This is a genomic window from Caulobacter sp. FG7 (assembly GCF_057808875.1).
Window position 1 is genome coordinate 30445 of record NZ_JBMDIW010000035.1, and the last position, 24148, is coordinate 54592.

Consider the following 24148-nt stretch of genomic DNA (forward strand, 5'->3'; position numbering starts at 1 on the left):
CCTATCTAACCGCCCCATGACCGACGCCGCCCCCCAGATCCTGTCCGACGACCTCGTTTCCGCCTTCCAGATCGAAGGCCTGCCCGTGCGCGGCCGCGTGGTGCGGCTGGGCGAGGCGGTCAACGAGGTGCTGACCCGCCATTCCTATCCAGAGCCCGTGGCCAACCTGCTGGGCGAGGCCTGCGCGCTGGCCGCCCTGGTCGGCTCGAGCCTGAAGTTCGAGGGCCGGCTGATCGTCCAGGCCCAGGGCGACGGCCCGGTGCGCTATGTCGTGGTCGACTACGACACCAGCGGCGGCCTGCGCGGCTATTGCCGGTTCGACCCCGACGAGGTGGCGGCAGTCTCGGAAGGTTTCGCACGTCCGGGCGCCAAGACCCTGCTGGGCGGCGGCGTGTTCATCATGACCCTCGACCAGGGGCCGGACATGGAGCGCTACCAGGGCGTCACGGCCATCGAGGGCGAGAGCCTCGCTTTGTGCGCCGAGCAGTATTTCATGCAGTCGGAACAGATCCCGACCCGCGTGCGCCTGGCCGTCGGCCAGGTCGACACCGGCGAGGGCATGACCTGGCGGGCCGGCGGGATCCTGATCCAGACCATCGCCGGCGACGAGACGCGCGGCGAGACCAAGGAAGCCTGGAACCACGCCCAGGCGCTGTTCGAGACCACGGGCGAGGACGAACTGATCGATCCGACCGTGCCGACCACCACCCTGCTGTGGCGCCTGTTCAACGAGGACGGCGTGCGCCTGATCGACGAGAAGCCGCTGCGCGCCTTCTGCCGCTGCTCGGAAGAGCGGATCGGCGTGGTGCTTCAGTCGTTCTCGCCCGAAGAGAAGGCCGAGATGATCGAGCCGGACGGCAAGATCCACGTGACCTGCGAGTATTGCTCGCGGGTCTACGCGCTCGAGCCCGACGGCGAGGCTTAAGCCCCCTCAGTCGCTCCGCGACAGCTCCCCCAGAGGGGGAGCATCTATTCCGCATAAATCCTCCCCCGCTGGGGGAGGTGGCCCGGAGGGCCGGAGGGGGTTAGTGCCGCCCCTCGGGCGGCCGGATGACGTACTCGTGCGTCAGGTCCAGGTCCAGCCGCACCGAGCCTGCCGGCGGTTGGCCGCCGTCCAGGTGCGGCCGTTCGCCCAGCACCAGATAGGCCTGAGCGTTCGGCTCCAGATTGTTGAAGCTGATCTTCGATGAGCCGCCCGGCGGGATCGACCGCGCCAGGCTCACGGGCCTGCTGGGCGCCTTCTGAAACACCATGACCGTCGAGTTCTGGACGTCGTCGCTCTGGTTGATGAGGGTCAGCTCGTAATCGGCCACGCCGCAACCTCCCTAAGTGTTCGCGGTCTTGCGCCGCTGAGGGAAGTAAACGCGTAACATTGTTACTTGGCAACGGCGCCGTTCGGGAGAGCCGTCAGCTGTAGGTGACCGAGAAGGTCCCGTTGGGCTGCTGGATGACCGTGGCGGTCGTCTGGGGCCTGCCGGTGAAGTCGATTTCGGCGCTGGCGGTGATCTGCGCCGCGTCGATCACCTCGCCCGGCGCATAGGCCCCTTCGGCGACATAGTAGGTGTGTATCGGCCTGATGTTGCTGATCATGTTCGGCAGGGCGGGGAAGGTCATCGTGGGAACGGGGATCGGCGTGCCGGCGATGCGGGCCATGCCCAGCACGTAGCCGCTGGCCGGCGTGAAGTCCGAGCCCGTGACGATCGCGAACGACCCCTGCTGGGCCGTGCCCGGGCTGGTCAGCGTGGTGAAGCCGGTCGGCGAGCCGCCGCTGAAGGCGACCGTATCCTGGGTCTGGGGGCTGACCTGCATCACGCCGCCGCTGAGCATCTGGCCGCCCACCGGCGGATGGCTCCAGTAGGCGTAGACCGTCTCGTCGAAGGTGATGCGGTCGAAGCCGCCGTTGGTGACGCCGGGAAAGGTCGCCCAGGCGTTGGTGTAGACCTGCGAGGCGCCGCCGTTGGCTATAAGCTCGGGCTCCCGCAGGAAGAGCACGTAGCTCTTGGCGGCCTGGGACTGGTTCCAGATCTGGATGGTGTAGTACGTCATCGCTCGGCTCCCCCCGGGTTCACGAACGATGACGTACTATCTCAAGGTTGCGTTTTCGGAAACGCGATCCTGCCGTCAGTTCACCCGGCGCGAGGCGCCGGGCAGGTGCAGCGAGAACTCCGGGATGTGCGCGTCGAACGCCTCGCCGGCCTCGGTGACCATCTGGTAGCGGCCGACCATGGTGCCCGAGGCCGTCGGCAGCGGGCAGTTGGAGACGTAGCGGAACGCCTCGCGCGGCCTCAGTTCCGGCTGCTCGCCGACCACGCCCGAGCCCTCGACCTCGTTGCTGCGGTTCATCGCGTCGGTGACCTTCCACCAGCGCGCGACCAGGTGAACGGTCTCGACGCCGTGGTTCTCGATCTCGACGGTGTAGGCCCACAGGTAGAGGCTCTGCTCGGGCGACGACTCCTCGGGCAGGTAGCAGGGGGCGACCCGCACGACGATGTCGCGCGTGCGGGCTTCATAGATGCCGGTGTCGGGGCCGCGACGCCGACGGATCCGCTTCAGCGGCGGGCTGGACTCACGCCTGGTCGAGCGCACGGGTCACGTCTCGCGTCAGGTCGCCAAGGCTCTCGAGGCCGACGGACAGGCGCACGCCGCCCTCGGTGACGCCCAGCAGCGGGCGCATCTCTTCAGGCACCGAACGGTGCGTGGTGGTCGGCGGGTGGGTGGCCATCGACTTGGCGTCGCCCAGGTTGTTGGAGATGTCGACGATCTCCAGCGCGTTCAGGAACTTGAACGCCGCCTCGCGCGAACCGAGGTCCAGAGCGATCACCGTGCCGGCGCCAGTCATCTGCTTCTTGGCCACCTCGTAGCCAGGGTGGTCGGTGCGGAACGGGTAGAGGACCTTGGTCACCTTCTTGTGCTCGGCCATGACGTCGGCCAGGGCGGCGGCGGTGTCGGTCTGGCGGCGCACGCGCAGGTCCAGCGTCTCCAGGCCCTTGAGCATGACCCAGGCGTTGAACGGCGACAGCGACGGGCCGGTGTGGCGCATGCTGTCGCGGTAGAATTCCTCGTTGATGGCCTCGGTGGTCAGGATCGCCCCGCCCAGCACCCGGCCCTGGCCGTCGATGTGCTTGGTGGCCGAGTAGACGACGACGTCGGCGCCCAGCGCCAGCGGCTGCTGGAAGATCGGGGTGGCGAACACGTTGTCGACGATGACCTTGGCGCCGACGGCGTGGGCCAGTTTCGACACCGCTGCGATGTCGGTGATCTCCAGCACCGGGTTGGACGGCGTCTCGATCAGAACGGCCTTGGTGTTCGGCTTGATCGCCGCTTCCCAGGCCGAAAGGTCGGTGGCGTCGACGAAGGTGGTCTCGACGCCGAAGCGCGGCAGCCACTCGGCGATCAGCCAGCGGCACGAGCCGAAGAGGGCGTTGCCGGCCACCACGTGGTCGCCCGCACGCACCAGGCCCATCAGGGCCGAGTGGACGGCGGCCATGCCGGTGGCGGTGGCGCGGCAGACCTCGGCGCCTTCCAGCAGGGCCAGGCGGTCCTCGAACATCTTCACGGTCGGATTGTTGAACCGCGAATAGACGAAGCCCGGGTCCTCGCCCGAGAATCGGCGATCGGCGCCCTCGGCGCTGTCGTAGGTGAAGCCCTGGGTCAGGTAGAGCGCCTCGGCGGTCTCCATGAACGGCGAACGGGCCAGCCCCCCACGGATCAGCTTGGTGGCGACGTCCCAGTTCTTCGGATCTTCGGACACGGCTTACTCCCGACGACGAAAAGGCCCGCGCCCGCAACTTACCGCCGACGCAATCGCGGTGGGTATAGGCGATCTTTCACTGCTTCGTCACGGTCCGAGCGCACGGGGCGAGCGCCGGGGCGGCAAAGGTCGCCTGGCGGGGGTGACGAGCCTTGCCTTGGCGCGCCGGTTGCGGTTCCCATCCGGCGGTGCGGCGCGCGGGGGCGAGGATGGCGGCGGGGCGACGGATCGTGCTGGCGACGACGGGTTCGCTCGGCGACCTGCATCCGTTCCTGGCCCTGGCGCTCGCCCTGAAAGGTCTTGGCCACGCGCCTTTGCTGGCCACCCACGAGGACCATCGCGCCAAGGTCGAGGCCGAGGGCCTGGCTTTCGCCCCGCTGCGGCCCAGCACCCGGCAGATCCAGGCGCGCCTGGGTCTCGATATCGCCGACGTGTTCGAGCGGATGAGCCGCGACCCCGATTTCCTGCTGCGCGACCTGCAGATGCCGTTCCTGTCGGAGACCTACGAGGATGTCCGCGCGGCGGCGCTGGGGGCCGACATGGTCGTGGCTCACAACATCGTCTTCGGCGCGGCGCCGGCGGCCCGGGCGCTGGGCCTGCCGCTGGTTCGCGTGGCCCTGGCGCCGATCTTCATGCAGTCGGCGACCGATCCGTCCGAGACCGGGCCGGCGCCCTATGTCTTCACGCCGCGCTCGGCCGCCGCGATCGGCTGGAACCGGCTTGTCCGCGCGCTGGTGCGCGGGCGTATCGCCGCCTCGCTGAAGCCCGTGCGGGATCTGGGCCGCAGGCTCGGCGTCGCCCATGCCGGCGCCGACGCCATGTTCGATTGCGGCCACGGCGACGGCGCGCCGGTGCTCGGCCTCTACTCGCCTGTCTTTGGGCCCGTGCAGCCCGACCACCCGGTCGGCCTGACCCTCGTCGGCTTTCCGTCCTACGACAGCGAGGCCGGGGGGCGGCTCGCGCTGGATCCCGCGCTGGCGGCCTTTCTCGACGCGGGGCCGGCGCCCATCGTGTTCTCGCTGGGGAGTTTCGCGGTGCACGCGCCGGGCGACTTCTATCGCGCCAGCCTCGATGCGGCGCGCGCGTTCGGTCGCCGGGCGCTGCTGCTGGCCGGCGCCGAGGAGGCCGGGCGGTTGGCGGGCGCAGGGGGAGGCGACGTATTCGTCGGCTCCTACGCTCCCCATTCGCTGGTCTTCCCCCGCGCCGCGGCCATCGTCCATCACGGCGGGATCGGCACGACCGCCCAGGCCCTGCGGTCGGGACGCCCCCAACTGGTGACGCCGTTCCTGGGCGACCAGCACGACAACGCCCGGCGAGCGAGGCGGCTGGGCGTCGGCCGCAGGCTTCACCCCAAGCGTTACGAGCGCGGCGGCGCGGCGGCGGCGCTGAGGACCGTGCTGGAGGATCCCGCCTACGCCGCCGCCGCGCAGGGCCTGGCGCCGGTCTTTCGCGACGAGGACGGGGCCATGGCCGGCGCCCTGCATCTCGACGAACTGCTCCGGCGGGGCTGACGGCGTTCAGATTTTCACGGCGCTTCCGATACCGCCCTTGCCTCGCGGCGGCGCTTTAGAGAGTGTGCCGGCGATGACCGACGCCCACGCCGCAGGGATTCTGCCCTGCCAGACCATCGAGTCCCTGATCGCCCAGGAGGCGATCACCTCGCAGACCCCGTTCGACCGTGACCAGGTCCAGCCGGCCAGCCTCGACCTGCGCCTGGGCGTGCGCTGCTGGCGCGTGCGCGCCTCGTTCCTGCCGGGCGTCGCCCGTCGCGTGCCCGACCGGCTCAAGGACGTGGCCATGCACGAGCTGGACCTGAGCAAGGGCGCGGTGCTGGAGAAGGGCTGCGTCTACATCGCCGAGATCCAGGAGCGCCTGTCCCTGCCGGCCAATGTCGCCGCGCGCGGCAATCCCAAGAGCTCGACCGGCCGGGTCGACGTCTTCGTCCGCCTGCTGAGCGACCACTCCAAGGCCTTCGACGACATCGAGGCTGGCTATGAGGGGCCGCTCTATATCGAGATCGCGCCGCAGACCTTCTCGGTGCTGGTCCGCGCCGGCACGCGCCTGAACCAGCTGCGCCTCAAGCGCGGCGACCCGGTCAAGCTGGCCATCCGCAGCGTCGGCGTCGACCTGACCCCGGGTGACACCGGCATTGTCGGCTTCCGCGGCCGTCGCCACGCCGGTGTCGTCGATCTGGACCACGAGGACGGCCACGACCCGCGCGACTTCTGGGAGCCGCTGGAAACCCGCCACGGCGAGCTGCTGCTCGACCCGGGCGAGTTCTACATTCTCGCTTCCAAGGACGACGTCGAGATCCCGGTCATGGAAGCGGCCGAGATGACCCCGATCGATCCGTCGGTCGGCGAGTTCCGCGTTCACTATGCCGGCTTCTTCGATCCGGGCTTCGGCACGGAAGAGGCCGGCGCCGTCGGCTCCAAGGGCGTGCTCGAGGTCCGCAGTCACGAGACGCCGTTCCTGCTCGAAGACGGCCAGACCGTCGCCCGCCTGGTCTACGAGCCCCTGACCGAGCGTCCCGCGCGCCTCTATGGCGAAGGCGGTTCGCACTACCAGCGTCAGGGCCTGAAGCTCTCGAAGCACTTCAAGGCGTGGCGTTAGGCCGCGGCGCTTAGCGCTCGCCCGGTTAACCCGCTCTGGCCTAGCGTCGGTCCCGTGTTGTTGTCGGGGACGGCGTATGGTTCTGGCTTGGGTTAGGGGCGCGGCGGCGGCCATTGTCGCGCTGGCGGGTCTGTCGGGCGTCGCCCGCGCGGCTCCGGCCATGTGGGAGGTCAGCGACGGCGACTCCCGCATCTACCTGTTCGGCTCGATGCATGTGCTGTCGCCGGACGTGCGCTGGCGCACCCCGGCCTTCGACCGCGCCTATGCCCGCGCCGATAAGCTGTGGTTCGAGACCCGCGTCGAGGCCGATCCCGCCGCCGTGAAGGCTCTGGTCGACCGCTACGGCGTCGATCTCGATCGTTCCCTGACCGAGAAGCTGCCGCCGCGCACCGTGGCCAGCCTGCGCGCGGCCCTCGACAGCCGCGGCGCCAGCCTCGACCGCGTCGACCGCCTGCGGCCCTGGGCGGCGGCGATGATGCTGTCGGTGCTGCCGATGGCGCAGGCCGGCGGCTCGGTGGAGAACGGCGCCGACGCAAGCGTCACCCGCCAGGCCGTGCGGGCCGAAAAGCCGGTGCTGGCCTTCGAGAGCTTCGAGCAGCAGTTGCGCCTGTTCGCCGACCTGCCCGAGACGGTCGAGGTGCAGTATCTCGACGACGTCGCCGCCGAGCAGGTCGCGCCGCCGCGCCGGGGCGTGGATTTGCAACAGGCCTGGCTGAAGGGCGATGTCGACCGCCTGGGCGCGGTGCTGGTCGAGGGCATGCGTCGCGACCGGCCGCAGCTCTACGAGGCCCTTCTGAGACGGCGCAACCTGGCCTGGGCGCAGGTGCTGGATCGCGAGATGGCCGGCTCGGGCGTTGAGCTGGTCACGGTCGGGGCGCTGCACATGGCCGGTCCAGACGGCCTGCCGGCTCTGATGAAGGCGCGCGGCTATCGCGTGAGGCGGGTGCAGTAACCGTCCGAACCGGTGCATGGTCGAGGCATGACCCCGCCCGATCCCGCCTGGCTGTCCGACTTCATGCGCGACGAGCGCCTGGACGCCGGCTTCGCCGAGACCTTCCGCATCCTGCACCGGCCTCTGGCCGAGCGGTTGATGACGGCGGCGCGGGCCCATGATCGGCCTGGCCTCATTGCCGGTCTGTCGGCGCCGCAGGGCGCGGGCAAGTCGACCCTGGCGGCGGTGGTCGCCAAGCTTCTGGAGGACGAGGGCCTGAAGGTCGCCGTGCTGTCGCTCGACGACCTGTACCTGACCCGTGCCGAGCGCCAGGCCCTGGCTCGCGACGTCCATCCGCTGCTGGCGACGCGCGGGCCGCCGGGCACGCACGACGTCGCCCTTGGCCTGTCTGTGCTCGATGCTCTGGCGGGGCAGGGGGCGATCGCCCTGCCGCGCTTCGACAAGGCCGCCGATGATCGTGCGCCGCGTGCGGCCTGGCCGGTGTTCGACGGTCCCGCCGACGTCGTGCTGCTGGAGGGCTGGTGCCTGGGCGCGCGGCCGCAGGAAGCCGAGGCGCTTGCCACGCCCATCAACGCTCTCGAGCAGAACGAGGACAAGGGCGGCGCCTGGCGCGGCTTCATCAACGCGGCGCTGGACGGCCCTTATCGCGCGCTCTTTGGCCGGATCGACTGGCTGGCGGTGCTGACCGCGCCAGACTTCGCCACGGTGCGCGCCTGGAGGCGCCAGCAGGAGGCCAAGCTGCAGGCGAATCTGGCCGCGCGCGGTGCGCGGGGCGGGCTGGATCCCGCGGCCCTGGAACGCTTCCTCGACCACTACGAACGCCTTACCGCATGGTGTGCCGCCGACCTTCCGAGGCGGGCCGACCTGCATGTGGCGCTGGACGCCGTGCGGCGACCGCTTACGCCGCCCTGAGTCGCGCAAAGCGCAAGTCGATGAACGTGTTCAAGCTGTCGCGCGGCATGGCGTCGCACTACATATGGTGTTGGCTGCGTTAATCGTCACCAAGGGCTAGTGTTCAGTTATTGCGATTACACGCAGATTCGGTTTCCGGATCCGCGCCGCGTCGACGGGAGTCCAGCGTCATGAACCGCCTCTTTTCCGGCCCGTTCTCGACCCACAGCCAGCGCGTGGCCGCCTGGGAGCGCGCCGAGCGCATCCCCGGCTGCGACAAGGCCGTGTGGCGCCTCGACGCCGACGGACGGGTGATCCGCTGGGACGACTACGGCGACCGCTTCTCGCAGTACGGCTGGCTGATCCACGCCGACCCCAAGGCCCACTGGCTGGCCAAGGCCCTGGGCGTCGCCGCCCCGGCGCCGCTGCACTGGCGCAGCGGCCGCATCGCCGCCTAAACGCGAATTCCGTCCAGGGTCCTTGACACGACTCCGCTTCTTGATGTCAATGTTCCTTGTCATTTTGACGAGGGGACTTGGCATGGCCGGACAGGGAATGGCGCGACGACGGCTTGTGGCCGCGGTGGCCTATTCGTTTGGCGCGGCCTTGGTGCTCGGCGTCGCGGCCTCCCTGATCGGCGAACTGGGCAAGCGAAAGCCCGAGTTCGCCGTCTTTTCGCTGGTCGCCATCGCGTTGTCGGTCATCGGGGTCATGGCCCTGGTGCTGTGGCTCTGCGCGCGCTGGTGGAGCGCCGCCGACGAGGCCGCGCGTGAAGCCCACAAGTGGGCCTGGTACTGGGGCGGATCGACGGGCCTGGCCCTGGCCGCCGTGCCCTACATTCTGCTCCACGCCATGCCCGGCGCCACGGAGGCCGCGTTGCCGGCCGGCATGACCACCACCGAGGCGGTGCTGTTCGGCATGGCCCTGCTCGGCGGCTTCCAACTGGTCGGTTACGGCCTGTTCTGGGTCGGCTGGTGGCTGAAGCGGCGCTAGGGGAGGGAACGCCATGAACGCCTTTCTGAAGGGCGCCCGCCCGGCGCCGGCCAAGGCCGCCATCCTGGTCCTCGTCGGCGTGGTCGGCGTCGGCGGCTCGATGGCGATGCTGCTGCTCGGGCGCGGCCAATGGCCCACCTATGTCGGCGCCGTCGCCATGGCCTTCGCGGCCGCGGCCTTCGCCTCCACCGCACGGCGCCTCTATGGCGGCGAGCCGGTGCGTCCTGCGATGCGCGGCTTCCTGATCGGATTCCTGGGCGCGATGACCGCCTATGTCGTCCTGCTGCTCGGGGCGGTCCAGCTCCACATGGCGGGGCTGACGCAGGGCGCGCTCGGCTACGCCGCAGCCCTGGCGCCGGTGATCGCCCTGATCGCCGCCTTCGCCAGCCTTGGCCTCTACGTCTTGCGCGAGACCGACGAACTGCTGCGGCGGATCACGGTCGAGAGCCTTCTGTGGGCGCTGGGCGCGACCTTGTCGCTGGCCACCGCCTGGGGCGTTCTGGAGGCCTTCGGCAAGGCGCCGCATCTGCAGCTATGGGTGGTCGCGCCGGTCTTCGCCGTGGTGTTCGGTCTCGCCCAGGGCCTGGTGTCCTGGCGCTACCGCTGAGGCCTCGATGAAGAACCGCCTCAAGGTGCTGCGCGCCGAGCGCGACTGGAGCCAGGCCGACCTGGCCCAGCGGCTGGACGTCTCGCGCCAGACCATCAACGCGCTGGAGACCGGCAAGTACGATCCCAGCCTGCCGCTGGCCTTCAAGATCGCCCGCCTGTTCGGCCAGCCTATCGAAGCCATTTTCCAGGACGAGGACTGAGATGAGCGTCGCTTCCAACGCCCAGAAGCTGTCGCCCCGGGCGCGCCGGGCGCTGATCCTGATGGCCGTCGGCGCGCCGGTCGGCTTCTTCGCCGGCCGCGCCCTGATGTGGCTGAAGCGCCAGGGCTACTGGCACGGGCTGGAGTTCTCGACGAGCGACGTGGTCTCGCTGGGTCTGGCCGCCTTCCTCGTCGCGGTAGGCCTGGTGACCATGGCCGTCAGCCTCAGCCGCAAGGCGCTGGGCCGGCGGATCAACGGCGACGAGGCGCCCAGGGCCGCCACGCCCGCCCAGGCGAGCTTCTACGCCGGGCAGGGCGGGGTGCTGGTGCTGGCCGCCGGCATGCTGGCCGCCCCGCCGTTGGCCAGCGCCCTGTTCGTGCCGCTGTCGCCGTTGCTGGCCTCGGCGGTGATGACCGGCCTGATCGCGGTCTTCCTGGTGCAGACGGCCGGCAACATCACCCTGTGGGTGCGCAGCGACGAGCTGATGCGCCGGACCATGGCCGAGACCGCCGCCGTATCCTACGGCCTGCTGCAGGGGCTGCTGTTCCTGTGGGCCGCCGGCGAGAAGCTTGCCCTGCTGCCGCCGCTGACGCTGTGGGACGCCGTCAACATCAACATGATCGCCTATCTGCTGATCTCGATGATCGTGGCCTGGCGACGCGGCTTCGTCGACTAGCCGCTCACCCCCCCAACCGTTTCCGACCCGATTTCACCTAAAGAGGATCCGCATGCTTCGTTCGTCCGTCAAAGCCGCCCGTCGCGTCGTCGTCGGCATGGTCTCCGTGCTGGCCCTGGGCGCGGCCACGCCCTCCCTGGCCGATCCGGCGCTGTGGAAGATCCAGGATCACGACTCGACCATCTATCTGTTTGGCACCGTCCACGTGCTGCGCCCCGAGACCCAGTGGCGCTCGCCCAAGCTGGACGCGGCCCTGAAGTCCTCCGACGAACTGGTGCTGGAAGTGGTTGGCGCCGACGACATGGCCGTCATGCAGCCGCTGGTCATGAAGTACGGCATCGACCAGGCCACGCCGCTGTCGAAGAAGCTGGCCGCCGCCGACTGGGAGAAGACCAAGACCTACGGTCAGGAGATGGGCATGCCGTCGGCCGCCCTCGACGCCTTCCGCCCGTGGATGGCGGCCATCACCCTGGCCATGGCCCCGATGCTCAAGGCCGGTTTCGATCCCAAGAAGGGCGTCGAGCAGGTGCTGACCGCCGAGCTCAAGGCCGACGACAAGAGCATCGGTCAGCTCGAGACCGCCGAGCAGCAGATCCGCTTCTTCGCCGACCTGCCGGCCGCCGACGAGGTGCTGCTGCTGAAGTCGACGCTCGACGAGGTTGATGAAGGCCCGGCCAAGCTCGACGCCATGGTCAAGGCCTGGGCCGACGGCGACGTGAATGCCCTCGAAGGTCAGTTCGTCACCGAGATGCGCACCAAGTATAAGCCGCTCTACAGCACCCTGATCCTCGGTCGGAACACGGCCTGGGCCGATCAGCTGAAGACCAAGCTCGATGGCAAGGGCGTCAGCTTCGTCGCCGTGGGCGCGGGGCACCTCGTTGGTCCCGACAGCGTCCAGACCCTGCTGGGCAAGCGCGGCATCAAGGTCGAGCGCGTCCAGTAGGGCGCGCTCAGGCCTCCGCGGCCCGCAGGTAGATCGATCGCTTCGGCGTGCTCATCACGCGCCGGAGCATCGGCTCGAACGCCGCCAGCGGCAGGGTCTCGTAGGCGGGATCGAAGGCCGGCTGGTCGTACTGGTGGCAGAACTTGGCCGTCCGCTCGAAATGCGGGTGGCCCCTGAAGGCCTCGCGCATGTCGCGGTCCAGGCCCAGGTGATGGAAGAAGTAGTAGCCCTGGAAGATCGCGTGGTTGGCCACCATCCAGTGGTTGGCCTCCGACACGAAGGGCTGGACGATGGCGGCGGCGATGTCGGCGTGGTTGCGCGGACCCAGGATGTCGCCGATGTCGTGAAGCAGGGCGCAGACGACGTACTCCTCGTCCTCGCCGGCCAGATGGGCCCGGGTGGCGGTCTGCAGGCTGTGTTCCAGCCGGTCGACCGCGAAGCCCCCGCAGTCGCCTTGCAGCAGTTGCAGATGCTTGATGAGCCGGTCGGGCAGCTCGCGCCCGTACTCGCCGGCCGCCTGGGCGATGATGCCCCAGTCCTCGGCGGTGCCCTCGGTCATGGCGTGGAAGCGCGCGCGGGGATGATCCTCGCCGTCGGCCATCGCGTTCTCCTCACGAACGTCTGTTTGACGCGCAGCGTGCGCTCGGCAAGGGCGGGCGTCAACGTTTCGGAATGGGGAGGAGATTGGAGCGGGCGGGGGGAATCGAACCCCCGACATTCAGCTTGGGAAGCTGACGTTCTACCTCTGAACTACGCCCGCACGGGTCGCGAGCGACCGTGGAGGTCGTGCTTAGCCGGTCTTGCCGCGTCGCTCAAGCGTTGAAGGACGGGCTTTCACAGCCAATGAAAAAGGCCCGCCGTCGCCGGCGGGCCTTCGTTGTTCCGGGGCGACGGGATCAGGCAGCGGCCGGCGTCTTGGTCAGCTTGACCGACGCTGCCAGGACTGCCGCGCCCAGCACCAGGGACACGTCCATGATCCAGGCGACCGGATCGACCGAGCGGCCGGTGTTGAGGCCAAGATGGACCAGGGCCACCAGGACGAGGCTGACGGCCGAGGCCAGGCGCAGGCGGATCGAGATCACCTGCGGCGTCCACAGGAACGCGCTGGCGCTGGCCAGCAGGGTGACGCCGCCCCACACCGCCACCGGCGGCGCGCCGGGCGCCAGTAGGGCGACCATGGCCGCGACGCCATAGCCCAGCGGCTGGCTCCAGCAGAAGGCGACCCACACCCGCTCCCAGCGCGGGGCCGGGCGGCCCTTGTCGCGCCGTCGGGCCAGCCAGATGGCCACGCCGCTGGCCGTCACCGCCGTCAGGCCCAGGCCCAGAAGGAAGTAGGCCACCTTCACCGGCCAGCCGCCGAACCAGCCGAAGTGCAGCGGGGTCAGGCTGGCATAGATGGCCATGCCGACATTGCCGCTCTCGAAGCCGGCCTCGCCCAGCACCTTGGCGTTGCCGTCGACGATGAGCATCTCGCCGCGCGACAGCTTGCCGGGCGTGACGCGGTTGATGCTCATGTGCTGGCCGGTCTCGCCGGGATGCTCGACGAAGATGTAGTTGAAGCCCGCTTCCGGATGCCTGGCCTGAAGAACGGCAAGGCCCTTGGCGACGTCGACCACCGGGGCCGGGCGCGGGTCGTCGGCCACGGCCGGGCCGCTGAACAGGGCGAAGACCTTTTCGCGGTTCCCGTCGAACACCACCATGGCCAGCACGCCGACGATCAGGACGGAAAGGCCCAGGAAGGCGCCGGTCAGCGACACCACCACGTGGAAGGGCAGGCCCCACACCGAGATGCGGTTGTGCAGGTCGGCTTCCTGCAGGCGCTTGGAGCCGCCCCAGCGGAAGGCAAAGGCGTCTTTGAACACCCGCGGATGCGACAGCACGCCCGAGACCAGCGACGACAGCAAGGCAACGCCCGTCAGGCCGACCAGGAAGAAGCCCCAGCTGCCCGGCAGATGCAGGGCGGTGTGAAGCTTGGCCTGGAATTCGCTGAACGGGGTGCGCTGCTCGGCGACGATCTTTCCAGAAGCGTCGGCGAACCAGGTGTGCTCGCCGCCCTTGGCGTCGTCGCCGTGCACCGACAGGCGCGGCACGGCGGGCTCGGGCATGCGGATGAAGAGGTCGTGGGCCTTGGGGTTCTTGGCCAGCACCTCGTCGAAGGCCGCGCCGACGGCGGCGGGCGTGACGCTGTGCAGCACCGGGGCGGTCGGCTGCTCCCAGCGATTGAACTCGTTGGTGAACACCGCCACCGCGCCCGAGAAGCAGACGAGGTAGATCAGGGCGGCGAACGCCAGGCCCAGGGCCGAGTGGCCGGCCAGCATGGCGCGCACGAAGGGGGCAGGGATCTTCGGCCAGATCGGCTTGCCGGGTTTCGACTTTTGTTGCGGGGCGTGCATCAGAGGGAGCCCTTCAGGAACACGGCGCCGAAGCCGGCGACGGTGACGCCGACCAGCACGGCCAGGGCGCGCAGGATCTTGTCGTCCGACAGGGTCCAGGCCATGCCGCCGGCCCACAGGAACGGCACCAGCATGCCGCCGATGATCAGGCGGGTCTTGACCTCGGCCGGGAAGCAGACGGCGACTGCCAGGCCCACCGCCATGGCCGCCGCCCCGCCCAGCGGTCCTGCGAGAAAGCCGCGCAGCCAGCCGCGCCAGGCCACCCGGCGACGGTCCGACGGCTCCAGGGCCAGCTCGCGCGGCGCCTTGCGCTTGGCTTCGCGCAGCTCGACCCCGGCGGCCACCAGCGCCAGGGCGACGGTGGAGGCGAGCGCCAGCACGATCGAGGGCCCCCGCGCCGCGCCCAGGAACGGCACGGAGACCGCGATGGCCAGCGCCAGCAGCGCCCAGCCGCCGACGATCAGCCAGGGCCGCCGCGCATCGGCGTGGGTCCAGGCGCGCCGCAGCAGCAGCGCGCCGCCCAGGGCCAGGGGGGCTAGAGCCAGACCGCCCAATCCTACCATGGGCCCGATCACCAGCGCGCTTCCAGGCTGACGCCCAGCACGCGGGGCTCGCCCAGCAGGGCCACGGCGAAGTCGGGGCGGCTATATTGGCTGTAGGTCTCGTTCAGCAGGTTCTTGCCGAACACGTAGGCGCCCCAGGCGCGCGTCTCGTAACCGAAGCGGCCGTTGACCAGGGTGCGGGCGTCGGCGATGCGGCCGTCCTGCGCACCGCCGGCCTCGGTGAAGGCCTTGGCGCGATAGTTGGCGTTGAGGTTGGCCACTAGGCCGTTGTTCCAGCGGTAGTCGCCGCCGACGGCGAAGGTCCAGTGCGGGGCGTAGGGGAACTCCGAGCCCGACAGGTTGCGGGTGTCGGTTCCGGTCTGGACGTTGAACTCGTCGAACTCGGTCTTGGTGTGGCCGAGCGACGCCCACCAGCCGGCGTTCGGCGTGACGCGCTGGGCCAGCTCCAACTCGAAGCCGTAGAGGTGCGAGCTGCCGGCGTTCTCGACCTGGTAGTCGTACTGGTTGAGGCCCAGGTTCAGCGACACCTGCTGGTCGGTCCAGTCGACATAGTAGGCGTTGGCGTTGGCGGTCAGGCCCCACTGCGGCCAGTAGGTGCGCAGCGAGAACTCGTAGTTCCAGGTGTATTCGGGATCGTAGGGCACGACGGTGGCGCGGGCGGTGTTGATCGCCGTGCCGCCCGAGCGGTAGCCGCGCTGGACCACGAAGCTGGTCGAGATGTCGTCGGTCCAGGCGTACTTGGCGCCCAGCTTGGGCAGGAAGGCCTCGAACTCGCGCGTCGTCTCGGGCGAGGGCGCGCCGGCCTGGGCGACCATCGAGCCGACGAACTGGTTCACCAGCACCACATAGGGCGCATAGGCGCCGAAGGCCGCCGGGGTGGGGTAGACGCCGGCGAAGCGCGCGGTCTGCACCGAGCTCTGGGTGTTCTTCTCGCGGTCGTAGCGGAAGCCGGCCAGCACGCTGAGCTTGGGCGTCAGGGCGAAGCTGCCGTCGGCGAAGAGCGCGGTGGTCTCGACCAGCTCCGGCGCGTCCGAGGTGTAGTCGACAGGGATGACGGGCAGGGCGGCGATGTAGAGGTTGGCGAAGGCGTTCGCCTGGGCCAGGGCCTGGGGCTGGGTGATGCCGGGCACGCTGCCCATCAGGGTCGAGGTCAGCACGCTGACCAGGGTGGCGCGCGGGAACTCCACGTTGGTCAGGCTGGCCGACTTGCGATCGGCGTCGCGGGTGGCGTGGAACAGGCCGACCAGGCCTCTGAGCCGCTCGCCCTCGTAGTTCAGGCGAACTTCCTGGCTGGCCGTCTCGATCCGCTCGTTCTGGCCGCCGTAGGACAGGGTCTGCGGCCCCAGGTCGCCGTCATAGCGCTGGATGAGATCCACCTGGCTCCACGAAGCCACGCCCGACAGGGTGAAGCGCTCGCCCAGCTTCTGTTCCAGCTCCAGGGTGGCGATGTCGGTGGTGATGTCGCTGGTGTTGGGCGAGTTGGTCGTGGTGACGCGGTGGTCGTAGTAGTCCGGCGTGTCGGTGCGGCTGTAGGTGTAGATATAGCCCGACTTGCGCTCGTTGTGGCTCATGGTGGCGATGGCCTTGAAGCCTTCGGCCGTGGCGGGCGTCAGCAGCAGCTTGCCGCGGATCATGCGCGTGTCGAGGGCGTCGTCGTCGACCTTGCGCGTGGTGTTGTAGATGAAGCCGTCGCTTTGCCGGTCCTCGAAGGCCAGGCGGAAGGCCAGTTGGTCGGCCACGATCGGGCCGCCGCCGGCCAGGGCGATCGAGCGGTCGTCGCCGCTGGCCGAGGTTACGCGGGCCTTGAAGTTCCAGTCGTTGGTCGGGTCGGTGGTGCGAACGATCACCGCGCCGGCCAGGGCGTTGCGGCCCTGCAGGGTCGACTGCGGACCCCGGAACACTTCCACCTGGCCCACGTCCCACATGTCCAGCGGGCCGCCGTACATGGCCCGTTCGGGAACCGCCGCGCCGTCGACATAGACGGTGGCCAGGCCCCCGGAGCCACCGCCCGAGACGTTGTTGTTGGCCACGCCCCGGATCGTGAAGCCGCTCTTGCCGTAGGTCTCGCTCATGTTCGCGGTCCTGGCGACCACGTCGTAGAAGTCGCGGATCTGCTCGCGCTCGATGGTGCGGGCGGTGGTCACGGCCACGCTGGTGACAGTGTCCTGCACGCTGCGGCTGGTCTTCTCGCCGGTGACCACCACCTGGTCGACCTCCGTCGGCGCTTCCGGCGCCGTGGCGACCGGGGCCTCGGCCCACGCCGCGCCGGCCAGCACCGCCCAAACGCCGACGGCGCTCGCCATCATCAACCGCGACTTCATGCATTCCCCCGTTATTTAAGAACGGGTCGCAGCTAACGGCGGTTTAATTGCGAGTCAAACGCAAACTCATTTGCAGAAGCGATGGGGGCGGCGTGGATTTGCGAGGGATATTGTTTCTGTTCGGAAATATCCTTTAGTCGCCTGGCGAGCGTCTGGTCCGTAGTTACGGCCCTAGCCCGGACCATGCGGAAGCAGCCCCCCGGCCGCCTTGGCCGCGTCGTAGGCGGCCCATTCCTCTTCCATCTGCCGCTGCCAGCGGGCGCGCAGCACGGCGGGGCGCTGGCCGTGGCGGTCGTCGAGGAACTCGGCGGCCACCACCCGATCGGTGCGGAAGTTGCGGAAGTCGTCGCGCAGTTCGCACCAGGCGATCAGCATGCGCGTGGTGGCCATGTAGCCGACGGTCACCGGCCAGACGACCCGCTGGCTGACCGCGCCCTTCTCGTCGCGATAGTCCAGGCGGATCTTGCGGCCGGCATGGATCCAGGCCCGGGTCTGGGCCATGTCGATGCCGTCGGGCGCGGGGTTCCAGGGGGCGGGGGCGCGGGTGGCCGGCTCCAGCACGTAGGGGCGCAGGTTGTCGGGCACGGCGGCGGCGATCTTTGCAATGAGGTCGCGGGCGGCGGTGGCCAGGGCGGGATCGCCACGGCCAGCCACCCATTGGGCGCCCAGCACAGCGGCTTCGATCTCGTCCGGCGTCAGCATCAGGGGCGGCATGTCGTATCCGGCCTCCAGCACATAGCCGACGCCCGCCTCGCCGCGGATGGGCGCCCTCTGACCGACCAATGCGGCGATGTCGCGATAGACGCTGCGCTTGGAGGTCTCCAGTTCGGCCGCGATGGCGTCGGCGGTGACCGGTGCGCGGCTGCGGCGAAGGATCTGGATGATCTGGAATAGGCGTTCAGCGCGTCTCATGGGTCTTACTGTGCCGGATCGTTGCTGACAGCATGCTGGCAGCAGGGTGGCGGCAGTCTCTCTCCATCGCAAGACCGCACGAGAGGGACCTCGAGATGATCACGCTCTACGCCGCCGGCCCGGCCTATGGGTTGCCTGAGGGAAGCCCCTACGTCACCAAGACCGAGATCCACCTGCTGATGGCGGGCCTGGACTACCAGAAGGTCCCGGCCCATCCGGAGACCTCGCCCAAGGGCCAGCTGCCCTGGATCGACGACGACGGCGTCAGGGTCGCCGACTCCACCTTCATCCGCGCCTATCTTGAGCGCAGCTATGGCGTCGATCTCGATGCGGGCCTCTCCCGCGCCGAGCGCGCCCAGGCCTGGGCGATCGAGCGGATGGTCGAGAACCAGCTGGGCTGGGCCAACTGCTATTTCCGCTTCTTCGATTTCGACAATTTCGAGAAGGGGCCGGCCCGCTGGTTCGACGGCGCGCCCGAAGCCATGCGCCAGGACCTGAAGGCGGGGCTGCTCGACACCGTGGAGGCCAACCTCAAGGCTGTCGGCGTCGGCCGGCATTCGCCCGACGAGATCGTCGAGCTGGCCTCCTGGTCGCTGACGGCGCTCTCTGAGATGCTCGGCGACAAGGCCTTCATGATGGGCGAGCGGCCGACCAGCGTAGACGCCATCGTCTTCGCCATGCTGGCCCAGATCCTGACGCCGTTCTTCGACTCGCCTATCCGTCGCCGGGCGGAGGGGTTCTGCAATCTCGTGGCCTATGCCGAGCGGATGCTGACGACGTTCTATTCCGCCTTCGCACAGCAGGTCCGTCCCGAGACGCTCAAGGCCGCATAGGTAGCCTTCCGGACATTGTGCCACGGCCGTCCATCCTGTAGATGCGACGCATTCTTATGAGTGTCGCGCAATCCATAGGCATGAGGCGGCCCCGGTCGGGCCGACGGGGCGGGGGCAAGGTCCTCGCCGCCGGCGTGTCGGTCGGGCTGCACGCGGCTGTCATCGTCGGGCTGGTCGGCTTCGTCCGCGCCATGCCGGGCTTGGCCGAGCCGCCGGCCATGGAGGCCTCGCTGTTCGAGGCCATGACCCCCAGTCCGCAGCCTTCACCGTCCAAGGCGTCGGACGAGCGGCGCGAGCAGGCCGTGCCTCATGAGGCGCGGATGGCCTCGCCGATCCGGCCCCGGCCGGTTTCCATCCCCGCGCCCGATCCGCTGGTGGCCGCCCCGCAGGTCGCGCCCCAGCCGGTCGAGACCCGCTCGATCTCGACGGCGACGCCCGTGGCGGTCGCCGCTTCGGCCGCCTCGGCCCCGGCCGGCGGCGGCGCGCCGGTGCAGGTGCGCGGCGAGGCCGCCAAGGCCCACGATCCCTACGCGGCCCAGGTGCTGTCCTGGATCGAGTCCCGCAAGGTGATGCCAGAAGGGCTCAAGCGCCGCCGCACCCAGGGCGTCGTCGTCGTGGCCTTCACCCTCGACCGCTTCGGCCGGATGTCGCGGGCGGTTATCGTCGAGAGCAGCGGCGACCGCGCGCTCGACGCCGCCGCCATGGACCTGCTGTCCGCCGCCGCCCCGTTCCCCAAGGCCCCGCGCGACTCCGACTGGAACCGCCGCCGCTTCGAGACGCCGATCGCGTACGCGGTGAAGGGGTAGGGGGCAATCCCCCTCAGTCGCTCCGCGACAGCTCCCCCAGAGGGGGAGCATCCATAGCGCCAATCAGATCCTCCCCCCTCTGGGGGAGGTGGCCCGGAGGGCCGGAGGGGGGCGCGCGAAGCGCGCCTACAGCGTCTCCAAGAACGCCACCAGCGCCGCCTTCTCCTCGCGCGTCAGGCCGAGCGGCTTCAGCAGCGGGGTGGTGGTCGGGAACAGACGGTCGCTCGCTTGCTCGGGCTTGGGCCGGGGGCGTGCGCCGCCCTCGTTGTAGAAGTTCACCGTGCCTTCCAGCGTCGGGAAGATGCCGTTGTGCATGTAGGGGCCGGTCCTGGAGATCCCGCGCAGCGACGGCGTCAGGAAGGCGCCGACGTCGGCCGGGTCGCCGCTGACCTCGTAGCGGCCCAGGTCCTGCAGCTTGCGGCCGTAGAAGCTGAGGCCGATGTTGTGGAACTTGCCGTCCGACAGCAGCGGGCCGTTGTGGCAGTTCACGCAGCCGGCCTTGCCCTGGAACAGCTCCAGCCCCTGGAGTTCCTGGTCGGTGAGCACGCGGCCGCCGAGCGACAGCACGCGGTCCCACTTGCTGCTGCGCGGCTTGAGGGTGCGCTGGTAGGCGGCCAGGGCCTTGGCGGCGTCCTGCATCGTCGGGCGACGGGCGCCGAATACCGCCTGGAAGTCCTTGCGGTAGTCGGGATCGGCGGCCAGGCGCCGTTCGATCTCGCGCGGGTCGCCGGCCATCTCCTTGTGGTCGACCACGGGGCCCAGGGCCTGGGTCTCCAGGCTGCCGGCGCGGCCGTCCCAGAACAGCGGCGTGCGCCAGGCCACGACGCTCAAGGTGGGGGCGTTGCGGCGGCCGCGCTGGCGGTCGTGGCCGAACGAGGTCTTCACCCCGTCGCCGAAGGCCAGTTCGGGATTATGGCAAGAGGCGCAGGCGATCTGGCCCGAGCCCGACAGCTTGGGATCGTCGAACAGCTTGCGGCCCAGCGCGACCTTCTCCGGCGTCTGCGGATTGTCGGCCGGGACGGCGGGGGCGGGCAGGGCGCCGAACGGCGTGAAGCTGGCGCCCGGCAGCAGGGTGGGAGCGGGCCAGCTGTCGGGCTTGCCCGCGAAGGCGGCGCGGCGAAGGGCCGTCGCGTCGGGCGCCGGCGCCAGCCCGATCAGGGCCGCCGCCGTTCCCAGCAGAAGAAGGAGATTCGCCGCGCGCTTCATGGCTTAGAACTTGTAGCTCATGCCCACCCAGAACGACCGGCCCATGCGGTAGGGCTGGCTGGTCGACGAGGCGGTCACCGTCTGGGGCAGGGTGTCGAACAGGTTGGTCACCCGCACGTCGAGCCGGGCCTCGCCATAGGCCGTCTTGGCCACCAGGGCCGAGACGTTGGCGTTGAAGGTGGTCTGGGCCTTGTAACGGATCACGTCCCACACCGCGTAGCGCACGCCGCCCACGGTCTGGGTCGCGCCTGTCTCCTCGATCTGGTCGTAGCCCGAACGCCAGCGGGCGTTGAGGTTGGTGCGGATGCGGCCCTTCCACCAGTCGGCGCTCCAGTCGGCGTTGGCGAGGCCCGGCGCCGCGTAGTTCAGGCGCTGGTTGGTGGCGATGACGCCCAGCAGGCTGCGCACCTCGCCCTTGTAGTAGACCATCTCGTCGCCGTACTCGGCCTCGTCCGAAGGATCGACAAGGGTGTTGTCGCCCATGTTGTCCTCGGTCTTCGACCACGAGCCGTTCAGGCTGAAGGTGTGACGGCCCACGCCCCGGGTCCATTCCGCCGACAGGCCGCGGTACGAGGTCTCGCCGTCGTTGCCCAGATAGGTGGTGCGGTAGGTGTAGGTCTGGCCGTTGGTCTCGCGGACGTAGTTCTGCACCTCCTCGACGCCGGCCGTGAACTGGTCGCGGGTCTCGCGCGCCACGCCCTTCAGGCGCGCAACGCCGCCGAACAGCGGCTTGGAGAGCGCAAAGGTCAGTTCGTCCGAATAGGGGATGGCCAGGCCCGAGCCGGCCAGGCCCGCCGACACCGAGTGCGAGCTCAGCGTCCAGGCGCCCATCACCCGCTGGCCGCTCACGATCGAGCTCGTGCGATTGTAGACGTAGTTGCCCGGGTACTGCGACTTGATCGCGTAGCCCAGGAAGTCGCGCGAGTAGTAGCGGTTGGCGCCGACGGTAGCGGTGACGTCCCACGGCATCTCGTAGACCACCGACAGGCGCGGGGCGAAGTTGTGCTTGGAGATCAGGCTTTCGTGGTCGTAGCGCACGCCGGCGCGCACGGTCAGCGGGCCGCGGCTGACTTCGTACTCGGCGAAAGCGGTGACGGTGTCGACCTCGGCCGAGGCGTCATAGGCCTTGTAGAGGCTGTAGACGGTCAGGGCGGCGTCGCCGGCGATGCAGGCCGGGTCGCCTTGCGAGCAGACGATGCGGCTGTCGGCGACGGTGGTGCGGTAGGCGTAGTTGTCTACCGGGCGGCGCTTGCGGGCCTCCACGTGGCCGTAGTCGAACCCCAGCCGCACGTCGCCGCCCAGCAGCGGCTGGTTCCAGCGCGCCTGCAGGCCGATGTCCTCCTGCCACTGGTCGAGGTCGCCGAAGCTGCCCTCGACGCAGTTGGTCGACGAGCACCAGTTGGCGTAGGCCGAGGTCGACGACCAGGTGAACAGCGTGCCCGGCGCCTCGCGGCCGCTGCGGGCCTTGGCGTAGGTGGCGGTCAGCGACCAGTCGGCGTCGCCGCGCTTGCCCAGCAGCTCGATCTTGCTGGTCACGCCGCCGCCCTTCTGGGTCATCACGGCGTTGCGCGAATTGTTGGCCGAGTTCTCGCTCGTATAGGGACTGTAGGTGAGTTGGCCGCGCAGGGTCAGGTCGGGCGCCAGGTCGACCTCGACCTTGGCCATGGCGTTGTCGGTGCGGCTCTTCAGGCCGAACGGCGTGCCGCCGTAGTTGGCGTGCCGGTAGTAGGTCATGTCGGTCTGCTGGCGGCCGCCGGCCAGCAGCACGCGCACCTTGTCGTTGATCGGCAGGTCGACCGAGCCGCTGACCCGGCACTTCTCGTAGTTCGGCGGCTCGGGCTCGACGCCGTTCAGCGCATCGCGGACCACGCCGGGGATCTTGAACGAGGTCAGGCTGTCGTTGCTGCAGCCGCCGGTGATCGAGGCGCCGAACACGTGGGCGGGCTGGCGGGTCTCGATCTGCACGACGCCGCCGGTGAAGCCGCCGTAGCGGGCGGAGACGTTGCTGTCGCGGACGGTCACCGATTCCAGCAGGTTGCTGTCCAGCCAGATCGACTGGGCGCTGCCGCCGGCGGCCTCGTTGTAGTCCTGGGCGTTGCCGATATCGACCACGTCCAGGCGGCTGTTCACGCCCACGCCGTCGATCGAGAAGTAGTTGTCGTAGAACTGGCCGCCCGAGATCGACACCTTGGCCGGGCGCATGTCCTGGATGCTTTCCTGCGTCGCCAGGCCCTGGTCGGAGTCGAAGTTGGCGAACGGCAGGATCTTCAGGGTCTCGATGACGTCGCCTGTGCCGGGCGAGCGGTCCTCGATGGCGCGGCGGGTGATCTTCGAGGTGCCCGAGTCGACCGGATCGGTGGCCTCGTAGGCCGCGGCGGGCGGGGCGGCGGCGGTGGCCTCGATGCTGACTTTCGGCAGGCGCTCGGCCTTTTCGTCCTGGCTCCAGGCCTGGCCGGCCGCGCCCAAGGCCACGGCCATCGCCGCGGTCGTCATCATCGCTCGCTTCATCTACTCGCCCCGTACCAACGCTCGTGCGTATCAATCGCAATAAGGGCGGGGGTCTTAGGCGCGTTGAGATCGACTCGCAACTACGGGATGGCCGCAGCCGGCAAAAAATGGGCGGAATTTTGGTGCGCGAGGCGGGATGGCCCGCGGCAAGGGATTACCGCTACTTGCGGCGGTCCTTCAGCTCTTCCAGGAAGCGATATTCCAGGGCCTGTTCGAACTCGCTGGCCGGGACGAAGCGACGCTTCATCGACAGGCCGGGAAAGCCGGCCTCGTCCGGTTTCTCGGCCTTGGCTTTGCCGGGCCTGAGGCGGGGACCCCGATGGGGCGGGCTCAACGGCTCGGCGGCGGGCAGTTCGGCGGCGTCGCCGGACGCCAGATGCTCGGCGGCCTCGACCGGGCTGACCACGCCGTCGCCATCGCGGTCGGCCAGGTTCAGCACCAGCCTCTGCGGCGCCAAGGGCGTCGGCGTCTGGGCCATGGCAGGGGCGGCAATCAACAGGGGCAAGGCGAGGGCGGCGAGGCGGATCATGGCGCGTCTCCACAAGAGACTTGAGCGTGCCTCACGCAGCGTCGCCATGCAACCCGGGCGAGAGCCTCAGTAATCGTCCTCGTCGTCCAGGTCGAACGGCAGCTCGTCCTGGTCGCCCCTGGCGTCGCGGGCGGCCTTGGACACCGGCTTGTAGGGACGCTCGGGCGGCAGATAGGCGGGCTCGTCGGTGGTGTCGCCGTCGTCGGCCCAGGCCTGGATCGGCGCTTCGGGGTCCGACCACGGCGGATCGGCGGCCTCGGGACCGTCGTCGATCTCTTCGAACAGGGGCGCGGTGGCCACGGCAGTGGCGGTCGCGCCGGCTCCCGCAGTCACGGCCTCGCGGGCCGAGCGATAGGGCTTGGGCTTGTCGGCCGGCGCCGTCGGTTCAGGGCGGCGGGCGATCTCGGGCTCGCCGGCCTTGGCGGCGGCCGGCGCGGGGGGGGGGGGGG

At 69.6% G+C, this 24148-nt stretch carries 25 protein-coding genes, 1 tRNA gene and 1 pseudogene; 13 read left to right on the forward strand and 14 right to left on the reverse strand.

The window, feature by feature from the left end; translation table 11 throughout:
* The first annotated feature begins 16 nt into the window (after positions 1 to 16).
* Positions 17 to 925, forward strand: coding sequence for an Hsp33 family molecular chaperone (locus tag ACODR1_RS22020; RefSeq protein WP_488882344.1), 909 nt, complete (start codon positions 17 to 19; stop codon positions 923 to 925).
* A gap of 100 nt (positions 926 to 1025) precedes the next feature.
* Here ACODR1_RS22020 and ACODR1_RS22025 read toward each other — a convergent pair whose 3' ends face one another.
* The 4 genes from ACODR1_RS22025 to metZ all read right to left on the reverse strand — a co-directional run bounded on the left by ACODR1_RS22025 (position 1026) and on the right by metZ (position 3751).
* Positions 1026 to 1313: a hypothetical protein gene (locus tag ACODR1_RS22025; RefSeq protein ID WP_488882345.1), complete on the reverse strand. Its 288-nt coding sequence runs from the start codon at positions 1311 to 1313 to the stop codon at positions 1026 to 1028.
* 94 nt (positions 1314 to 1407) lie between these two features.
* Positions 1408 to 2046 carry a hypothetical protein gene (locus ACODR1_RS22030; protein WP_488882346.1) on the reverse strand — a complete coding sequence of 213 codons (639 nt, stop codon included), beginning with the start codon at positions 2044 to 2046 and terminating at the stop codon, positions 1408 to 1410.
* A gap of 75 nt (positions 2047 to 2121) precedes the next feature.
* Complete coding sequence (gene apaG / locus ACODR1_RS22035) at positions 2122 to 2586, reverse strand: Co2+/Mg2+ efflux protein ApaG (protein ID WP_488882347.1); 465 nt, start codon at positions 2584 to 2586, stop codon at positions 2122 to 2124.
* Positions 2567 to 3751, reverse strand: coding sequence for an O-succinylhomoserine sulfhydrylase (gene metZ, locus ACODR1_RS22040; RefSeq protein ID WP_488882348.1), 1185 nt, complete (start codon positions 3749 to 3751; stop codon positions 2567 to 2569). The genes apaG and metZ overlap by 20 nt, the downstream gene beginning before the upstream one ends.
* A gap of 230 nt (positions 3752 to 3981) precedes the next feature.
* On the opposite strand from metZ, the gene ACODR1_RS22045 reads away from it, so the two are divergent.
* The 10 genes from ACODR1_RS22045 (at position 3982) to ACODR1_RS22090 (ending at position 11628) form a co-directional block, all read left to right on the forward strand.
* Positions 3982 to 5262 (forward strand): nucleotide disphospho-sugar-binding domain-containing protein, encoded by a 1281-nt coding sequence (locus tag ACODR1_RS22045; protein ID WP_488882349.1) that lies wholly within the window; start codon positions 3982 to 3984, stop codon positions 5260 to 5262.
* Positions 5263 to 5335: 73 nt separating this feature from the next.
* On the forward strand, positions 5336 to 6364 hold the full coding sequence (locus ACODR1_RS22050) for a 2'-deoxycytidine 5'-triphosphate deaminase (protein ID WP_488882350.1): 1029 nt from the start codon (positions 5336 to 5338) through the stop codon (positions 6362 to 6364).
* A 76-nt stretch (positions 6365 to 6440) separates the two neighbouring features.
* Positions 6441 to 7316 carry a TraB/GumN family protein gene (locus ACODR1_RS22055; protein ID WP_488882351.1) on the forward strand — a complete coding sequence of 292 codons (876 nt, stop codon included), beginning with the start codon at positions 6441 to 6443 and terminating at the stop codon, positions 7314 to 7316.
* Positions 7317 to 7343: 27 nt separating this feature from the next.
* The gene (locus ACODR1_RS22060; RefSeq protein WP_488882352.1) at positions 7344 to 8228 is read left to right on the forward strand and encodes a kinase; all 885 of its coding nucleotides are present in this window, start codon (positions 7344 to 7346) and stop codon (positions 8226 to 8228) included.
* A 170-nt stretch (positions 8229 to 8398) separates the two neighbouring features.
* Positions 8399 to 8665, forward strand: a complete 267-nt coding sequence (locus ACODR1_RS22065; protein ID WP_116488661.1) for a hypothetical protein — start codon at positions 8399 to 8401, stop codon at positions 8663 to 8665.
* Between the two features lie 82 nt (positions 8666 to 8747).
* Positions 8748 to 9200: a hypothetical protein gene (locus ACODR1_RS22070; RefSeq protein ID WP_488882353.1), complete on the forward strand. Its 453-nt coding sequence runs from the start codon at positions 8748 to 8750 to the stop codon at positions 9198 to 9200.
* Positions 9201 to 9213: 13 nt separating this feature from the next.
* Positions 9214 to 9807 carry a hypothetical protein gene (locus ACODR1_RS22075; protein ID WP_488882354.1) on the forward strand — a complete coding sequence of 198 codons (594 nt, stop codon included), beginning with the start codon at positions 9214 to 9216 and terminating at the stop codon, positions 9805 to 9807.
* A 7-nt stretch (positions 9808 to 9814) separates the two neighbouring features.
* Positions 9815 to 10009: a helix-turn-helix transcriptional regulator gene (locus ACODR1_RS22080; RefSeq protein WP_058348510.1), complete on the forward strand. Its 195-nt coding sequence runs from the start codon at positions 9815 to 9817 to the stop codon at positions 10007 to 10009.
* Position 10010: 1 nt separating this feature from the next.
* Positions 10011 to 10685 (forward strand): hypothetical protein, encoded by a 675-nt coding sequence (locus ACODR1_RS22085; RefSeq protein ID WP_488882355.1) that lies wholly within the window; start codon positions 10011 to 10013, stop codon positions 10683 to 10685.
* Between the two features lie 52 nt (positions 10686 to 10737).
* A complete protein-coding gene (locus ACODR1_RS22090; RefSeq protein WP_488882356.1) occupies positions 10738 to 11628 on the forward strand; it encodes a TraB/GumN family protein in 891 nt (296 codons plus the stop codon).
* Positions 11629 to 11635: 7 nt separating this feature from the next.
* Here the strand turns inward: ACODR1_RS22090 and ACODR1_RS22095 are convergent, their stop codons facing one another.
* The 6 genes from ACODR1_RS22095 to ACODR1_RS22120 all read right to left on the reverse strand — a co-directional run bounded on the left by ACODR1_RS22095 (position 11636) and on the right by ACODR1_RS22120 (position 17817).
* Positions 11636 to 12229, reverse strand: coding sequence for an HD domain-containing protein (locus ACODR1_RS22095; RefSeq protein WP_488882357.1), 594 nt, complete (start codon positions 12227 to 12229; stop codon positions 11636 to 11638).
* 84 nt (positions 12230 to 12313) lie between these two features.
* Positions 12314 to 12388: transfer RNA gene (locus tag ACODR1_RS22100), tRNA-Gly, on the reverse strand.
* A 136-nt stretch (positions 12389 to 12524) separates the two neighbouring features.
* The gene (locus tag ACODR1_RS22105; protein WP_488882358.1) at positions 12525 to 14021 is read right to left on the reverse strand and encodes a PepSY-associated TM helix domain-containing protein; all 1497 of its coding nucleotides are present in this window, start codon (positions 14019 to 14021) and stop codon (positions 12525 to 12527) included.
* A complete protein-coding gene (locus tag ACODR1_RS22110) occupies positions 14021 to 14596 on the reverse strand; it encodes a hypothetical protein (protein WP_488882359.1) in 576 nt (191 codons plus the stop codon). Before ACODR1_RS22110 ends, ACODR1_RS22105 begins: the two co-directional genes overlap by 1 nt.
* Complete coding sequence (locus ACODR1_RS22115) at positions 14593 to 16905, reverse strand: TonB-dependent receptor (RefSeq protein ID WP_488882360.1); 2313 nt, start codon at positions 16903 to 16905, stop codon at positions 14593 to 14595. The genes ACODR1_RS22110 and ACODR1_RS22115 overlap by 4 nt, the downstream gene beginning before the upstream one ends.
* A gap of 171 nt (positions 16906 to 17076) precedes the next feature.
* Positions 17077 to 17817 (reverse strand): helix-turn-helix transcriptional regulator, encoded by a 741-nt coding sequence (locus ACODR1_RS22120; protein ID WP_488882361.1) that lies wholly within the window; start codon positions 17815 to 17817, stop codon positions 17077 to 17079.
* A gap of 95 nt (positions 17818 to 17912) precedes the next feature.
* Here ACODR1_RS22120 and ACODR1_RS22125 point away from each other — a divergent pair, with 95 nt between their 5' ends.
* Both ACODR1_RS22125 and ACODR1_RS22130 read left to right on the forward strand, forming a co-directional pair.
* Positions 17913 to 18650 (forward strand): glutathione S-transferase family protein, encoded by a 738-nt coding sequence (locus ACODR1_RS22125; RefSeq protein ID WP_488882362.1) that lies wholly within the window; start codon positions 17913 to 17915, stop codon positions 18648 to 18650.
* 80 nt (positions 18651 to 18730) lie between these two features.
* Positions 18731 to 19456 (forward strand): energy transducer TonB, encoded by a 726-nt coding sequence (locus tag ACODR1_RS22130; protein WP_488882363.1) that lies wholly within the window; start codon positions 18731 to 18733, stop codon positions 19454 to 19456.
* A 126-nt stretch (positions 19457 to 19582) separates the two neighbouring features.
* On the opposite strand, the gene ACODR1_RS22135 is transcribed toward ACODR1_RS22130, so the two are convergent.
* The 4 genes and pseudogenes from ACODR1_RS22135 to ACODR1_RS22150 all read right to left on the reverse strand — a co-directional run.
* On the reverse strand, positions 19583 to 20662 hold the full coding sequence (locus ACODR1_RS22135) for a cytochrome c peroxidase (RefSeq protein WP_488882364.1): 1080 nt from the start codon (positions 20660 to 20662) through the stop codon (positions 19583 to 19585).
* Positions 20663 to 20665: 3 nt separating this feature from the next.
* Complete coding sequence (locus ACODR1_RS22140) at positions 20666 to 23158, reverse strand: TonB-dependent receptor plug domain-containing protein (RefSeq protein ID WP_488882365.1); 2493 nt, start codon at positions 23156 to 23158, stop codon at positions 20666 to 20668.
* 172 nt (positions 23159 to 23330) lie between these two features.
* The gene (locus ACODR1_RS22145) at positions 23331 to 23699 is read right to left on the reverse strand and encodes a hypothetical protein (protein WP_488882366.1); all 369 of its coding nucleotides are present in this window, start codon (positions 23697 to 23699) and stop codon (positions 23331 to 23333) included.
* 66 nt (positions 23700 to 23765) lie between these two features.
* Positions 23766 to 24148 (reverse strand): annotated as a pseudogene (locus ACODR1_RS22150) (hypothetical protein); the annotation flags it as partial.